At 44.8% G+C, this 16532-nt stretch carries 14 protein-coding genes; all 14 read left to right on the plus strand.

The annotated features are described in order from the left end of the window. Window positions 1-92: 92 nt before the first annotated feature. The 14 genes from LRQ06_RS10255 (at window position 93) to ftsZ (ending at window position 16480) form a co-directional block, all read left to right on the plus strand. The gene (locus LRQ06_RS10255) at window positions 93-785 is read left to right on the plus strand and encodes a hypothetical protein (protein ID WP_232766234.1); all 693 of its coding nucleotides are present in this window, start codon (window positions 93-95) and stop codon (window positions 783-785) included. Between the two features lie 202 nt (window positions 786-987). Further along, window positions 988-1938: a 16S rRNA (cytosine(1402)-N(4))-methyltransferase RsmH gene (rsmH, locus tag LRQ06_RS10260; protein ID WP_232766235.1), complete on the plus strand. Its 951-nt coding sequence runs from the start codon at window positions 988-990 to the stop codon at window positions 1936-1938. Then, window positions 1938-2261 (plus strand): cell division protein FtsL, encoded by a 324-nt coding sequence (gene ftsL, locus LRQ06_RS10265; RefSeq protein WP_232766236.1) that lies wholly within the window; start codon window positions 1938-1940, stop codon window positions 2259-2261. The genes rsmH and ftsL overlap by 1 nt, the downstream gene beginning before the upstream one ends. Then, window positions 2258-3991: a penicillin-binding transpeptidase domain-containing protein gene (locus LRQ06_RS10270; protein WP_232766237.1), complete on the plus strand. Its 1734-nt coding sequence runs from the start codon at window positions 2258-2260 to the stop codon at window positions 3989-3991. Before ftsL ends, LRQ06_RS10270 begins: the two co-directional genes overlap by 4 nt. Before the next feature lie 15 nt (window positions 3992-4006). Continuing rightward, window positions 4007-5494: a UDP-N-acetylmuramoyl-L-alanyl-D-glutamate--2,6-diaminopimelate ligase gene (gene murE, locus LRQ06_RS10275; protein ID WP_232766238.1), complete on the plus strand. Its 1488-nt coding sequence runs from the start codon at window positions 4007-4009 to the stop codon at window positions 5492-5494. After that, window positions 5494-6861 carry a UDP-N-acetylmuramoyl-tripeptide--D-alanyl-D-alanine ligase gene (locus tag LRQ06_RS10280; RefSeq protein WP_232766239.1) on the plus strand — a complete coding sequence of 456 codons (1368 nt, stop codon included), beginning with the start codon at window positions 5494-5496 and terminating at the stop codon, window positions 6859-6861. The genes murE and LRQ06_RS10280 overlap by 1 nt, the downstream gene beginning before the upstream one ends. Beyond that, on the plus strand, window positions 6858-7940 hold the full coding sequence (gene mraY, locus LRQ06_RS10285) for a phospho-N-acetylmuramoyl-pentapeptide-transferase (RefSeq protein ID WP_232766240.1): 1083 nt from the start codon (window positions 6858-6860) through the stop codon (window positions 7938-7940). Before LRQ06_RS10280 ends, mraY begins: the two co-directional genes overlap by 4 nt. 27 nt (window positions 7941-7967) lie before the next feature. Further along, complete coding sequence (gene murD, locus LRQ06_RS10290) at window positions 7968-9287, plus strand: UDP-N-acetylmuramoyl-L-alanine--D-glutamate ligase (RefSeq protein WP_232766241.1); 1320 nt, start codon at window positions 7968-7970, stop codon at window positions 9285-9287. A 16-nt stretch (window positions 9288-9303) separates the two neighbouring features. Further along, entirely contained in the window at window positions 9304-10500 is a 1197-nt protein-coding gene (gene ftsW / locus LRQ06_RS10295; protein ID WP_232767145.1) for a cell division protein FtsW, read from the plus strand. After that, window positions 10487-11560 (plus strand): undecaprenyldiphospho-muramoylpentapeptide beta-N-acetylglucosaminyltransferase, encoded by a 1074-nt coding sequence (murG, locus tag LRQ06_RS10300; RefSeq protein WP_232766242.1) that lies wholly within the window; start codon window positions 10487-10489, stop codon window positions 11558-11560. Before ftsW ends, murG begins: the two co-directional genes overlap by 14 nt. 2 nt (window positions 11561-11562) lie before the next feature. Beyond that, a complete protein-coding gene (gene murC, locus LRQ06_RS10305) occupies window positions 11563-13023 on the plus strand; it encodes a UDP-N-acetylmuramate--L-alanine ligase (RefSeq protein ID WP_232766243.1) in 1461 nt (486 codons plus the stop codon). Window positions 13024-13251: 228 nt separating this feature from the next. Then, complete coding sequence (locus LRQ06_RS10310) at window positions 13252-13995, plus strand: cell division protein FtsQ/DivIB (RefSeq protein ID WP_373054827.1); 744 nt, start codon at window positions 13252-13254, stop codon at window positions 13993-13995. After that, on the plus strand, window positions 13976-15238 hold the full coding sequence (gene ftsA, locus LRQ06_RS10315) for a cell division protein FtsA (RefSeq protein WP_232766245.1): 1263 nt from the start codon (window positions 13976-13978) through the stop codon (window positions 15236-15238). Before LRQ06_RS10310 ends, ftsA begins: the two co-directional genes overlap by 20 nt. Before the next feature lie 30 nt (window positions 15239-15268). Then, window positions 15269-16480: a cell division protein FtsZ gene (ftsZ, locus tag LRQ06_RS10320; RefSeq protein WP_232766246.1), complete on the plus strand. Its 1212-nt coding sequence runs from the start codon at window positions 15269-15271 to the stop codon at window positions 16478-16480. The last annotated feature ends 52 nt before the right edge of the window (window positions 16481-16532 follow it).

Here is a 16532-nt window from a genome sequence, read left to right on the forward strand (position 1 = left end):
CATATGCTTGTGTTAGTTAGCCTACGATTATAAAACAGTGCTGGCTACGACGTACTATAATTGCATCTGTTAGCCATAGAACGTTAAGCCAGATGAAAACATTGATATTCATGATTCTGACTCTTATCGCGAGTTTTTCAGGGATGGCTGGTGAGCATTTTAATCAGGTATGGCGAAGCAGTAAGAGTGTTGATGAGTTTACACACGATACCCGGTACATTGCCAATGGCTGGTCGGAGATTCATTATCTGTTACCAGACAGTGACAGAATTGAATACACCAGCAATCAGATGTCATATGCGGTCAATCCTTTACGGCAGATCGGAACCCGGTGTGATGTTTCGGTTGAAGGGGATCTTAAATTTATGCTTACCTTTCAGATTGATCAACATCTCAAAGCACCGGAAGACGTAGTGTATCTGAAACTTCGGGTTGACCAACACGCTCCTTTGGCTTTTTCAGGCCGTTTATTTGTGAATTCCGACAATGCTGGTTATGTTGCGCTAAGTAAACAAAATGCGGCACAGATGCGGCAGTTTATTGCTCAGGCTAAAGCCGGTTATGAGATGTCAGTCAGAGTGCATAACCAATATAAATCGGTGATTGAAGATTACTCTGTGTTATTGCGGGGGTTCACAAAACATACCGCGGATTCATTGCGTGCCTGTGCGGTTTTTATTTCCCCGGCCAATATCAGTCTGTACGATAAGCAGCGATTAAATGAGATCGATAGAAAAATAGAGACACTAAAGGCTGAAAAAAACGCAATTCTGAATAAGTACTGACAAAAAAGTCAAAATACGATGACCCGATAGGTTTAGTCCGCTGTAATATTGTTGCTGTGGATTTACTTTTTATTGACGATGAGGCAATGAAATCCATTAAACTTGGGGAAAAATCACATCTCCCGGACTGAATTACTGGCTCTGATGCTATCATTCTAATACCATAAGTCGCTATACGCCTTTTTAGCGCAATGAGAACAAAATGACGCAAGCTTTCAAACATATCTCTGTACTGTTGAACGAATCAATCGATGGATTGGCAATAAAGCCGGATGGTACCTATATTGATGGTACATTTGGCCGGGGTGGTCACAGCCGGGTCATCTTATCTAAACTGGGCCCAAACGGACGACTTTTTAGTATCGACAGAGACCCGCAGGCGATTGAAGAAGCAAAAACGATCAACGACCCCCGGTTTACCATTATCCATGGACCGTTTTCTGGTATTCAGAAATACGCAGAAGAGTATAATCTGAATAATAAAGTTGATGGTGTTTTGTTTGATCTTGGGGTTTCCTCTCCCCAGTTAGATGATGCCGACCGTGGATTCAGTTTTATGAAAGACGGTCCGTTAGATATGAGAATGGATCCCACTTCAGGTGTTTCGGTCGCACAGTGGTTGTCAGAAGCCGAACTCGATGATATCACTTGGGTTATCCGGGAGTTTGGGGAAGATAAACACGCAAGACGAATAGCGAAAGCAATTATTGCGTACCGGGAAAATGAAGATAATCCCCCATTGACCAGAACCGGTCAGCTTGCGAAATTAATATCGGAAGCGGCACCTAAGAGTTTTAAAGAGAAAAAACACCCGGCAACAAGAACATTTCAGGCGTTTCGTATATACATTAACAGCGAACTGGAAGAAATTGATGTTGCACTGAAAGGTGCATTAGCGATTTTAGCTCCGGAAGGGCGTTTATCTGTGATCAGTTTTCATTCTCTCGAAGACCGGATGGTGAAGCGGTTTATGAGAAAGGAAAGCAAGGGACCGGAAATTCCTCATGGTTTACCTTTAACCGACGAACAAATCAAAGCATTGGGCAGTGCTAAGCTTAAGTTGGCTGGGAAAGCAATTAAGCCGTCCAAAGACGAAATAGAAATGAATCCCCGTTCCAGAAGTTCTGTATTACGAGTGGCGGAAAAAATTTAATGTTTCAACAATCTCGTTATCCTAATCTTGCAAAATTAATTGCCAAAGATCTTTTTACGGTTGGCCGGATTCCACTCATTTTAATGATACTGATAGGTGCCAGTGCTATGGGCGTGGTTTTTTCAACCCACCAGAGCCGACAGGCTATTTCTAAAAATGAACAGGAAATGATAGAACGGGATCATCTGGATAATGAATGGCGGAATCAGCTGATTGAAGAAACCGCACTTTCAGAACACAGTCGGGTCGAACAAATTGCTAAAAAAGAACTGGATATGAAGCGACCTGATGCAGATAAAGAAGTGATAATTTCTCAACCATGAAAAAACCATCTCATTCCGAAAAAACCGTGCTCAAAAAGACAAAAACAGACGACAAAAGTATTTTTATCCGCTGGCGGTTTTATCTGATCGTTGCTTTTGTCCTGGTGGCGTTTTCCGCACTTGTTGGCCGCGTTGCTTATATTCAAATAATTCAGCCGGATAATCTGATTCATCAGGGCGATTTACGCTCTGTCCGGGCGAAAACGCTTCCGTCTGCCCGGGGAATTATTACGGATAGGAATGGCGAGCCTTTGGCAGTGAGTGTACCGGTTGAAGCTGTCTGGGCTGATCCTGCCACGATAATTAAAAAAGATGAGCTAAAGGATGTAAAGCGTTGGTATGCGCTGGCTGATGTTTTGGGATTGAACCGGAAAGGACTTATCCGGAAAATTGAAAAAAACAAAACACGCCGTTTTGTTTATCTGCAACGTCAGGTCAATCCGGCCATGGCAAAATATGTACGGGAGCTGAAATTAAGCGGTATCGGGCTGAAAGCCGAATCAAAACGCTATTATCCATCTGGTGAAATCAGTGCTCATTTAGTGGGTGTTACCGGGATTGACGGACATGGTCTGGAAGGAGTGGAGCGCAGTTACGATAAATGGCTGACTGGTGAACCGGGTAAGCAGGTGATCCGGAAAGATCGTTATGGCCGGGTGGTTGAAAATATTTCTCTGGATAAAAGGCAGGAAGGCAAAAATCTGGAGCTGACCATTGATCAGCGGCTTCAGGCTCTGGCTTATCGTGCGGTGAAGCAGGCTGCGGCGGATCATCGGGCAACATCGGCTTCGGCGGTTATGATTGATGTTAAAACCGGGGCGGTTCTGGCAATGGTAAATGCCCCTTCATATAACCCAAATAACCGGAGCGATTTACAGAGTTATAAAATGAGAAACCGGGTGATTACGGATTCGATTGAGCCGGGTTCAACGGTAAAACCGTTCGTGGTTTTAGCCGCGCTTGAAAATGGGGTGGCGAATAAAGATACCATTATTGATACCGGTAACGGCATACTTCGTATCGGTGGTAGCCGGGTCAGGGATGTTTCCCCTGTCGGAAAAGCCAGTCTGCAAAAAATTCTGCAAAAATCAAGTAATATCGGTGTGACAAAACTGGCGTTGAGAATGCCGATAGAGTCTTTGCTTAGTATGTATAATTCCGTTGGATTAGGCGAAGTTTCCGGACTGAATCTGGTGGGGGAAACGGCCGGTATTTTCCCAACCCGCCGCCGTTGGTCAAAATTTGAAATAGCAACACTGGCCTTTGGTTACGGATTAGCTGTAACACCTATTCAACTGGCTCATGCCTATGCAACTTTGGGAAATCTTGGAAAATATCAGCCAATACATATCATTGAAAATAACCAGGAAGATCTTTCCCATCAGGTTGCTGATAAAAAATATGCCCGTCAGGTTCTGGATTATCTTGAAACCGTAACTCAACCTGGTGGATCCGCGATAAGAGCAGCTGTTCCGGGCTATCGTATCGGAGCCAAAACCGGGACATCCAGAAAGGCAACAGCTGGTGGTTATAGTGATGAATACGTTGCTCTGACTGCCGGTGTTGCACCGATTAGTAATCCCAGAGTTGCATTAGTCGTTGTTATTAATGAACCGCAAGGGGATCAGTATTACGGTGGGCAGGTGGCGGCACCGGTTTTTTCGAAAATCATGAAAGGTGCGCTGCAGATTTTAAATGTTACTCCGGATGAAAATAAGTTCCAGAAATAGTATTGGGAAATGAGAATGAACGTGGGCGCGTCTTTAGTGGAGTTGCTGGCTCCATGGATAGTGATTAAAGATAAAAAATTATCAGATTTACCGGTATCGGTCCTGAAAATGGACAGCCGGATGGTTGTGGATGGCGATACCTTTGTGGCGGTTAACGGTCATGCTGCCGATGGGCGCCAGTTTATCCCGGCGGCTATAGAAAAAGGGGCTAATCTCGTTCTGGCCCAGTCTGATACTGAAGCTGAACATGGTAACGTTACTTATTTATCAGAGACACCGGTGATTTCTTTTTATCAGTTGGATCAGGTTTTATCTGAACTCGCATTACGTTTGTATCCACTGGATCATCTGAATATTATCGGAGTCACCGGGACCAATGGTAAAACGACCATTTCTCAGCTTATTGCTCAATGGCTGGAGTTGTTGGGCCACAAAACATCGGTTATGGGAACGACCGGTAACGGATTTTTACAGCACTTGTCGTCCGCCAGAAATACGACAGGCAGTCCGATTGAGATCGTATCCACTCTCGCCTCACACCAACAATCGGGTGCGGAATATGCCAGTATTGAGGTTTCCTCACATGGTTTGGTTCAGGGACGTGTCAAGGCGATTCCTTTTAAGGTCGGTATTTTTACGAATTTAAGCCGTGATCATCTTGATTATCATGGTGATATGAACTCTTATGCTTTAGCTAAAAAGTCTTTGTTTACGGCTCACCATTGTGAGCATGCGATTATTAATGTTGATGATAAAGAAGGTGCGGCGTGGATGACGTCGTTGCCTAATGCCATTTCTGTTTCATTATCAGAGCCAGTGGGTGAGAATAAAAAGTCGTTGTGGGCAACGAAAACACAATATACCGAGCACGGAATCGAAATTCATTATGATGGACGCTGGGGAACGGGAGTCTTGAGGACTCCGCTAATTGGGGAATTCAATGCTTCTAATTTGTTTTTGAGTTTTGCTTCATTACTTGCTCTGGGGATGGATAGCGAGAGTCTTCTGGCAACAGCACCGGAGTTAACCCCGGTGATTGGTCGTATGGAATTGTTCTCCAGACCGGATAAACCCAAAGTTGTGGTCGATTATGCCCATACGCCTGATGCGTTAGAAAAAGCACTAAATGCGCTGCGCATCCATTGTGAAGGTAAACTTTGGGCCGTTTTCGGTTGTGGTGGTGATCGAGATACCGGGAAACGCCCGTTGATGGCAGAAGTCGCAGAGCGACTTGCTGACCGGGTGATACTTACTGACGATAATCCTAGGACAGAACCGGCTCAGAATATTATTCAGGATATGCTAGCCGGGTTAAAAAATCCGCATCAGGTTACGGTGATTCATTCCCGTTTTGATGCCCTGCAGTCGGCATTAAATCAGGCTGATGATAAAGATATTATTTTGCTGGCCGGAAAAGGGCATGAAGATTACCAAATCATAGGCAGAGAGACGATTCACTATTCAGACAGAGAGTCGGCCGAGACTCTGTTGGAGGCAATATAATGATTGAATTACCTCTGTCCCGAGTCGCACTGGTTACGAATGGTCAGTTAATTGGGGAAGACCGTATGATTTCTTCTGTGTCAACGGATTCCCGGCATTTTGAAAAGAATGGACTTTTTATTGCACTACGTGGAGAGCGTTTCGACGGACATAATTTTCTGGCCGGAGCAATAGAAAATGGTGCTGTGGCTGCGATTGTTGACGGGAAAGCAAATATCAGCAGCGTGTTGCCGCATGTTGTCGTTAATGACACAAAAAAAGCAATGGGACTGCTATCCTCATGGGTGCATGAGCAGTGTCAGACGCCGACCGTTGCTATTACCGGTAGCTGTGGAAAGACAACAGTAAAAGAGATGATTGCTTCCATTTTATCCCGTAAAGGCAATGTATTATTCACTTCCGGTAATTTTAATAATGATATCGGTGTTCCCCTGACCCTTTTTCGCTCTAAGCCAAGTGATGATTACGCTATTATTGAGCTGGGAGCGAACCACATCGGTGAAATTCAATATACGACAGCATTAGTTAAGCCGGATATTGCCCTTGTTAATAATGTCGCTGCAGCTCATTTGGAAGGATTCGGTTCTATTGATGGTGTAAAAAAAGCAAAAGGTGAAATTTATCTGGGATTGAAGCCGGGTTCTACCGCAATTGTTAACCTTGATAGTCAGGGAGAGGCGCTTTGGAATCCAGTTTTGTCTGATAAAACGGTAAAGACGTTTTCTGCTACTTCTGATGGCGCTACGGTTTATGCCGACAATATTGCATTGGATGAGCAGGCCCGGGCACGATTTGATTTGGTTTTTCAGGATGAACGTTTGCCCGTGAAATTAAATATTGTCGGTGAGCACAATGTAAGTAATGCACTGGCAGCGGCTTTGGTAGCGAAAGAATTGGGGGCCAGCCAGAAAGATATTCAATGGGGGCTTGCTCACTTGCCGAATGTGAAAGGACGGGTGGATGTCGAGCAGATATCCGGGAATATTAAACTTATTGATGATAGTTATAATGCCAGCGTTCCAGCTATGAAAGCGGCAGTGGATCTGTTAGGTCGTTTTTCTGCAAAAAGATGGTTAGTTTTAGGGAATATGGCAGAGTTAGGTAAAGAAAGCCTTGAACTTCACCGACAAGTCGGTGAACATGCATCACCATTTAATTTTGAACATGTTTTGACGTATGGTGCGGATGCTAAAGTAATCAGTGATGAGTGCCATGGTATTCATTTTTCATCTCATCAAGACATAATAGAATATATTGAACAGCAGCTACAGAAAGAAAAAGACCAACAACATACCTTGTTAATCAAAGGTGCTAATAGCACCGGTATGAGTAAGATTGTTGCTGCTCTTAGGGAGAAATACTTATGATTATTTGGCTTGCAGAGCATCTTCAGCCATATTTTTCATTTTTTCGCTTATTTGAATATTTATCATTTCGGGCCATTGTTAGTATTCTGACGGCCTTAGGTCTTTCCTTGTGGATGGGACCAATTTTGATAAAGCGTTTGCAGTTAATGCAAATCGGACAAGTTGTTCGTAATGATGGCCCTGAATCTCATTTTAGTAAACGGGGAACACCGACCATGGGCGGTGTGATGATTTTGGCTTCCATTTTTATCACTGTGTTATTGTGGACCGATTTAACGAATCCCTATGTCTGGGCAGTTCTTGCTGTGCTTCTGGGGTATGGTATTGTCGGATTTGTTGACGATTACCGCAAAGTCGTTCGTAAGAATACCGATGGTTTAATTGCCCGCTGGAAGTATTTCTGGCAGTCGTCAATCGCCTTGGTGGTGGCGTTTGCACTTTACCTGCATGGACATGATACCCCCGCAACGCAACTGGTTGTTCCTTTCTTTAAAGAAATCATGCCTCAGTTAGGCCTGTTTTATGTGGTTTTAGCTTACTTTGTGATTGTCGGAACCAGCAACGCCGTGAACTTAACCGACGGTCTTGATGGCTTAGCCATTATGCCAACCGTTTTGGTATCTGCCGGTTTTGCAGTGATCGCCTGGGCGACCGGTAACGTCAATTTTGCGACCTATTTGCATATCCCTTATATTTCCTATTCTTCTGAATTGGTCGTCGTCTGTACCGCGATTGTCGGAGCTGGTCTGGGCTTTCTGTGGTTCAACACTTATCCGGCTCAGGTCTTTATGGGCGATGTCGGTTCATTGGCCTTAGGCGGGGCATTGGGAACCATCGCGGTGTTAGTCAGACAGGAATTTGTTCTGGTTATTATGGGCGGCGTATTTGTGATGGAAACGCTCTCGGTCATTCTTCAGGTGGGGTCTTATAAGTTGCGGGGTCAGCGTATTTTCAGAATGGCACCGATTCATCACCATTATGAGTTGAAAGGCTGGCCGGAACCCCGGGTAATTGTCCGTTTCTGGATTATCTCTATCGTTCTGGTACTTATTGGTTTGGCAACACTTAAAGTTCGTTAATAATTTTTCTGGTTGAGTTGTAGCAAAATGGAACATTGGCAAGGCATCAGTAATGTGGTTGTGGTCGGGTTAGGTATGACCGGCCTGTCGGTTGTGAATTATCTGAAGAGATTTCATTCAGACGTTTCAGTTAAGGTTATTGATACCCGACCGTCCCCTCCCGGGCTGGATAGTGTTCCTCATAGCGTTGATGTGTATACCGGCGGTTGGAATACAGCCTGGCTTGCCGAATCGGATTTAGTGGTGGTGAATCCGGGCATTGCTTTAGCAACGCCAGAAATACAGAATGTGCTCGAACAGGGGATCCCGGTTGTCGGTGATATTGAATTATTTGCCTGGCATGTAACAAAACCGGTTATTGCGATTACCGGCTCTAATGGTAAAAGTACGGTAACGGACTTAACTGGCGTACTGGCCAGTGCTTCGGGATTGCGTGTCGGTGTGGGCGGGAATATCGGAGTGCCTGCACTGGAGTTACTGAATCACTCTTATGACTTGTATGTTCTGGAGTTATCGAGTTTCCAGCTTGAAACAACAGACAGTTTACCGCTTAAAGCGGCGGCATTTCTTAATGTGTCTGAAGATCATATGGATCGCTACGATTCCATGGAATCTTACCGGCAGGCGAAACTGCGGATTTTTAAGTGTGCCGAAACGGCCATCGTCAATGGCGATGATCCGGCAACTGCCCCGGATTCTTTTTCCGGTGATCTGGTGAGGTTTTCTATTGAGAAAGAAAGCGATTTTTACCTGTCACTCATTGATGGAGAAGAGTGGTTGACAGCTCATCAGAAACCCATCGTAAAAACATCGGATCTCCGGTTGGTCGGTAAGCATAATGTTGCGAATGTATTGACGGTTCTGGCGTTACTGGATGTGATACATATCGATCTTGTTTCCATTCTTGATGCGCTGAAAGCATACCGTGGGCTGACTCATCGTTGTCAGTTGGTTGAAGAAAAACAGGGTGTGTTATGGATTAATGATTCGAAAGCCACCAATGTCGCCAGTACCGAAGCCGCGTTGTCAGGGTTGACTTATCGTGGAACGCTGTATCTTCTGGTGGGGGGAATTGGTAAGGGCGCGGATTTTTCCCCGTTAGCGCCAATGTTGTCTAAACATCGTGTCGAATTATGTTGTTTCGGGCGCGATGGGAATCAGTTTATGGGGTTGCACCCGTCGGCGCATTTGTATGAAACCATGGAAGAGATTGTCGAAAATATTCATACCAAACTGGTGGACGGTGACATCGTGATGTTATCTCCTGCCTGTGCCAGCATGGATCAGTTCAAAAACTTTATGGCCAGAGGTGATGCATTTGCCCGTTTGGCTCATCAATATGCCTGATTAGGATGAAAATGTGTTGTCGATAAGCAGAGGGGTTTCATCTTTAAAACGCTGGTTTACTCAACCCAGCCCGGAAGCGCTGTATGATCGTCAACTGGTGTGGATCTCTCTCGGGTTGATGCTTATCGGGCTGGTTATGGTGACGTCGGCTTCCTTTCCGGTCAGCTACCGCTTAACGGATCAACCGTTTCATTTTATGTTCAGGCATGCGGTATTTTTGCTTCTTGCCTTGATCGTTTCTTCTGTGGTGGTGCAGATACCTTTAGAACGCTGGATGAAGATGAGTTCCCTCATGTTGGCGGTGTCTTTTTTCCTTCTGGCGATTGTGTTGGTTGCCGGGCATTCGGTCAACGGGGCATCCCGCTGGATTCCGTTGGGATTGTTTAATCTGCAACCTGCCGAAGTCGCAAAGCTTTCCCTTTTTGTTTATATGTCGGGTTATCTTTTGCGGAAGCAGGATGAAGTCAGGGAAACCTTTTTTGGTGGGTTTATGAAGCCGATAGCGGTTTTCGCGTTATTGGCGGTTCTATTGTTGTCTCAGCCTGATTTAGGCACCGTCGTCGTTATGTTGGTTACTCTGTTTGGTATGTTGTTTATTGCCGGAGCCAAGTTGTCTCAGTTTATCGCTTTAATGGTGACCGGCATTTTTGCGGTTATTGGTTTGATACTGGCGGAACCTTACCGAATCCGGCGTGTTACCTCATTTCTTGATCCCTGGGAAGATCCGTTTGGCAGCGGTTATCAGCTAACACAATCATTAATGGCGTTTGGGCGCGGGCAGTGGTTCGGGCAGGGGTTAGGTAACTCGATTCAGAAATTGGAATATTTGCCGGAAGCTCATACGGATTTTGTTTTTGCCGTTCTCGCGGAAGAATTAGGTTTCGTTGGTGTTGTTTGTGTGCTTGTGCTGATTTTTTGGTTGGTATTAAAGGCCTTATATATCGGGAAAAAAGCGTTTCTGCATGATCGGCCGTTTGGGGGCTATCTGGCTTTTGGTATTGGCATCTGGTTTGCATTTCAGACACTGGTTAACGTGGGGGCAGCAGCCGGAATTGTTCCTACTAAAGGGTTGACACTGCCTTTGATTAGCTATGGTGGATCGAGTCTTATTATTATGTCTGTGGCAGTGGCTATATTGCTCAGAATTGATTTTGAATGCCGACTGGCGGATGCCGGTTATGAAATAGATAAAGAACAAGATGAAAAAAAATAAAAGACTCTTTGTGATGGCAGGTGGAACCGGAGGACATGTTTTTCCCGGTCTTGCTGTCGCGAAACGACTTCAACAACGGGGATGGGATATTCGCTGGCTTGGTACGGCGGATCGGATGGAAGCGGATTTGGTCCCCAAACATGGCATTGATATTGATTTTATCCGGGTAAAGGGTATTCGTGGGCAAGGTGTTACCCGATTGCTAAAAGCGCCATTTCAAATTCTTAGTGCGGTGATGCAGGCAAGAAAACACTTTAAACAGTGGAAGCCGGATGCAGTTCTGGGGATGGGGGGATATGTCAGTGGGCCGGGAGGCATTGCCGCCTGGATGATGGGGATTCCAGTCGTTCTGCATGAACAAAATGCCGTTGCCGGATTGACGAATCAATGGTTGTCGAAAATTGCCAGAAAAGTCTTTCAGGCTTTCCCGGGAGCTTTCCCTGATGCTCAGGTTGTGGGCAATCCGGTAAGAAGTGATGTTGCCGGGCTTGATTCGCCAGAAGAGCGAATGTCCGAGCGTAAAGGCCCCATCCGGATTCTTATTATGGGCGGTAGTCAGGGAGCCCGGATTTTAAATCAAACCCTTCCTCCCGCAATAGCCCGGTTAGGAGATGGTTTCTCAGTGCTTCATCAGGTAGGGAAGGGTAATACTGATGACGTTGAGAAATGTTATCGGGACTGTGATGTTAGTTCAGAAATAAAAGTCTCAGAGTTCATCGATGACGTGGCGCAAGCCTATGCATGGGCGGATCTGATAGTGTGCCGTTCAGGCGCATTAACCGTGTCAGAAATTTCGACCACAGGTATTGCAGCTATATTCGTTCCGTTTATGCATAAAGACAGACAACAGGCGCTTAATGCAGATCATCTGGTGGAATCAGGAGCTGCTCTTATGATTGAGCAACCTGATTTAACGGCCGAAAAACTGGCTGACAGTATTTATAGGCTTGACAGGCCGTCTCTTTTAGAAATGGCGAAAAAAGCGAAATCAGCCGCCAAAGATAATGCGGATATCATTGTCGCGGATGCGATTGCTGCGATAACAGAACATGAGAAATAACGATGACAATTAAACATAAGCAAGATTTAGCTCAAATTCGTGCCATGGTTCCTGAAATGCGGCGGGTGAAGTGCATTCACTTTGTTGGCATTGGTGGGGCAGGTATGAGTGGTATCGCAGAGGTATTGCTAAATGAAGGATATCAGATTACCGGATCAGATATTGCTGTTAATGCGGTAACAGAGCGCTTATCTCAACTTGGGGCGATAGTTCATATCGGTCATCAACCATCTAATATTGAGAAGGCGAGTGCTGTCGTTGTTTCTACTGCGATTTCTCAGGATAATCCTGAATTAGTCGCAGCAAAAGAAAAACGAATTCCTGTAGTCCGGCGTGCAGAAATGCTGGCTGAACTAATGCGTTTCCGGCATGGTATTGCGGTTGCAGGAACTCATGGTAAAACCACAACAACCGCACTGGTTACTCAAATTTATCATGAAGCTGGTTTGGATCCGACGTTTATTAATGGTGGTTTGGTTAAAAGTGCCGGGACCAATGCCCGTCTGGGTTCAAGCCGCATCTTAATTGCTGAAGCCGATGAGAGTGATGCTTCTTTTCTGCACCTGCAGCCAATGGTGAGTATCATAACGAACATCGAAGCTGATCATATGGATACCTATTCCGGTGATTTTGATACCCTAAAGCAAACGTTCATTGATTTTCTGCATAATTTGCCTTTTTATGGACAGGCTATTTTGTGCATTGATGACCCGGTTATCCGGGAGTTAAGCCCCCGGGTCAGTCGTCAGGTTATTACTTATGGCTTTTCTGAAGATGCCGATGTCCGGGTTGAAAATTATCAGCAAGAAGGGCAGAAAGGTCGCTTTACCATTGTTCGTGAAGGACACCAGAATCTGGACATCACACTGAATATTCCGGGGCGTCACAATGCTTTGAATGCGGCGGCGGCCATTGCGGTTGCAACAGAAGATGACATCGCTGACCGCGCAATTTTAAGTGCCATGGCTAATACTCAGGGAACCGGGCGCCGTTTTGATCATTTAGGTGTCTTTGAGACAGGAAATGGTCAGGTGATGTTAGTCGATGATTATGGTCATCACCCAACCGAAGTTGGGGTGACTATCAATGCAGCAAGAAGCGGATGGGCTGACAAACGATTGGTGATGATTTTTCAGCCTCACCGATATAGCCGGACACGTGATTTATATGATGACTTTGCGAATGTTCTGGAAAATGTGGATGTACTGCTGATGCTGGATGTTTACCCAGCAGGAGAAAAGCCGATAGCCGGAGCTGATGGTCGTTCTTTATGCCGGACCATTCGTAGCCGGGGCAAGATAGATCCTATTTTTATTCCGGATAGCAAGGTACTACCATCAGTATTAGCAAATGTATTGCATGATGGTGACCTGGTTCTGACGCAGGGCGCGGGTGACGTTGGCAAAGTAGCGAGGCAGTTAGCGGCGTTAGAGCTTAATATTGAGAAGATGAAAACTGTTTAAATATTAGTCGTTTTGTGTCATATAATGGAAGTAACTTGGTATTAAGTAAACATTTATAAATATCAATATTTGATACTTTTTATTACCTCAGTATAATTTGTCAGTTAAAATGATTGCTTTTGCTTCTATTGCTTTTGAATTAAGGTTACAAATTGACAATTAACAATAGGGCGGTGGGCTTTGATTAAAGCAGTAACAGATAAAAGCCAGTGGCCTGAAACCGTATTTATCCGCAAGCAAGCTTGCGGTGTAGTATTTTTGATTATTGTTGTTTTGTTAATATCAGCGATTCTTTACTCTGCAATTAGCTGGATGTGGGATGATCAACGTTTGCCCTTATCTAATTTAGTTTTGCAGGGTAATTTGCATTATGTGACAGCGAAAGATGTTCAGGATGCCTTTAGTCATCTTGATCATGTGGGGACATTCATGTCTCAGGATGTTGATACGTTACAGAAAGTAGTAATGAGCATTCCCTGGGTTGAACATGCAGCAATCAGAAAGCAATGGCCGAATACGATTAAAGTGTTTTTAACTGAGCATCAGGTTCAGGCTATATGGAATGGTAACTCATTGCTGGATGAACATGGCGTTGTATTCGATGGTGATATAGGCTTAATAAAAGGCGAACATGCAAAACTCTATGGCCCGGAAGATTCCGCGCCGGAAGTATTGGCCGCCTGGCGTCATTATAATCCGGAGTTTTTAAAACTGGGCTTAAAAATATCATCTTTAGTTTTAAATGAACGTCGTGCCTGGCAAATTATATTAGATAACGGAATTCGTCTGGAATTAGGAAAAGATTCGTTAGACGAAAGAATTACCCGCTTTATGGCTTTATATCGTTATTTTGGCAATAAAGTGGATAAAATTAGCTATATCGATCTTCGTTATGATACCGGAGCTGCGGTTGGTTGGTTTCCAGAACAAGAAGTAGAACAAGAGAGTACAGATGACAAAAGTGACCGATGACAACATTATTGTTGGTCTTGATGTAGGAACGGCTACCGTATCAGCTCTTGTAGGTGAATTACTTCCTGATGGTCAGATAAATATTATCGGCGCAGGAACAAGTCCATCCAGAGGAATGGATAAAGGTGGGGTCAATGATCTGGAATCCGTTGTAAAGTCAGTTCAGAGAGCAATTGATCAGGCTGAATTGATGGCTGAGTGCCAGATTACCAATGTTTTCCTGTCTATTTCCGGCCGTCATATCGCCAGCCGGATTGAAAAAGGAATGGGTACTATTTCTGATGAAGAAGTATCCCAGGATGATATGGATCGTGCGATACACACTGCAAAATCCATAAAAATTGGCGATGAACAGCGAATTCTGCATGTAATTCCTCAGGAATTTACTATTGATTACCAGGAAGGCATAAAAAACCCTCTTGGTTTGTCTGGTGTCAGAATGGAAGTTAGTGTTCACCTTATTTCCTGTCATAATGACATGGCAAGAAACATCATAAAAGCGGTTGAGCGTTGTGGTCTGAAGGTTGAACAACTTGTCTATTCCGGATTGGCTGCAAGTAATGCAGTGATTACAGAAGACGAACGTGAACTTGGTGTTTGCGTCGTTGATATCGGTGCTGGTACGATGGACATTGCTATCTGGACCGGTGGCGCATTAAGGCATACAGAAGTGTTCTCTTATGCGGGGAATGCCGTGACAAGCGATATTGCTTTTGCGTTCGGGACACCGATCAGTGATGCTGAGGAAATCAAAGTAAAATATGGCTGTGCGTTAAGTGAGTTAGTCAGCAAAGATGACACGGTCAATGTTCCCAGTGTTGGCGGGCGTCCGTCCAGAAGTTTACAACGTCAGACGTTGTCAGAGGTCATTGAACCTCGTTATACAGAGTTGATGGGGCTGGTAAATCAGATCATTGATTCGGTGCAGGAAAAATTAAGAGCTGAGGGAATTAAACATCATCTCGCAGCTGGCGTTGTTCTCACCGGAGGCGCCGCACAAATTGAAGGTTTGGCAGAATGCGCAGAGCGCGTGTTTCGCAACCAAGTTCGCGTAGGTAAGCCACTTGAAGTGAGTGGTTTAACCGATTATGTAAAAGAGCCGTATCAGTCTACGGCAGTTGGTTTACTTCATTACGCAAAAGACAGTCAAATAAATGATGAGACTGAATACACTGTGCCTAAACGCCAGTCAGTTTCCGGTTTTTTGGGTCGTTTGCGTAATTGGATACAAAAAGAGTTTTAACCTGAGTTGCAGGAAAAACGGAGAAAACACATGTTTGAACCGATGATGGAAATGTCCGATGATGCAGTAATCAAAGTCGTTGGGGTTGGCGGCGGCGGCGGTAATGCCGTAGAACATATGGTGCGTGAATCCATCGAAGGTGTGGAGTTCATCAGCGTTAATACGGATGCTCAGGCATTACGCAAAACGGATGTAAGCACAGTTATTCAAATTGGTGGTGACATCACTAAAGGTCTTGGTGCAGGTGCTAACCCGCAAGTTGGACGTGATGCAGCTCTTGAAGATAAAGATAGAATTAAAGAAGTGCTCGAAGGTGCCGATATGGTATTTATCGCAGCTGGTATGGGAGGTGGTACCGGTACAGGTGCTGCTCCGGTAATTGCAGAAGTCGCGAAAGATCTCGGTATCTTAACGGTGGCTGTGGTTACTAAACCATTTAGCTTTGAAGGGAAGAAACGTTTGGCGTTTGCTGAACAGGGTATTGATGAGCTGTCTAAACATGTTGACTCTCTGATTACGATTCCAAATGAAAAGCTATTAAAAGTATTAGGACGTGGAATCACACTTCTTGAAGCTTTTGCCAGTGCGAATGATGTATTGAAAAATGCAGTTCAGGGTATTGCAGAACTGATTACCCGTCCGGGTATGATTAACGTTGACTTTGCCGATGTAAGAACGGTAATGTCGGAAATGGGTCATGCAATGATGGGTAGCGGTGTGGCACGCGGCGAAGATCGGGCGGAAGAAGCGGCAGAGATGGCAATTTCAAGCCCTCTTCTTGAAGACATTGATCTTGCCGGGGCACGAGGTGTTCTTGTTAACATTACCGCCGGTCTGGATATGCGTCTGGATGAATTTGAAACAGTAGGTAATACTGTGAAAGCATTTGCTTCTGATAATGCCACTGTTGTTATCGGTACATCGTTAGACCCTGATATGGCGGATGAAATTCGGGTAACGGTTGTTGCTACTGGTATTGGTAACGAAAGAAAACCGGACATCACATTGGTTGCAGGTGGTAAGCCTCAGACACAAGCGGTAGCACCGCAACCAGCAGTGAGTCAACCAGCAGCGAAAACGGAAGAAAAACCGGCACCGAATTTGCATGCATCTAAAGCAGAGTCAAAAACTCAGCCAGATGCGGTAAGTGGTTCTTCTAAAAGCGGTCAGAATACTGCGCCAAAAGAAAAAGAGAGTGGTTATCTGGATATACCTGCTTTCTTACGTCGTCAGGCTGATTAGAAATATTCGTAAATTTGACACAGCTCAAATTTATGATAACATTCGCGGTTCA

Origin of the sequence: Vibrio salinus (genome assembly GCF_021272385.1) — a bacterium.
GTDB lineage: Bacteria > Pseudomonadota > Gammaproteobacteria > Enterobacterales > Vibrionaceae > Vibrio > Vibrio salinus.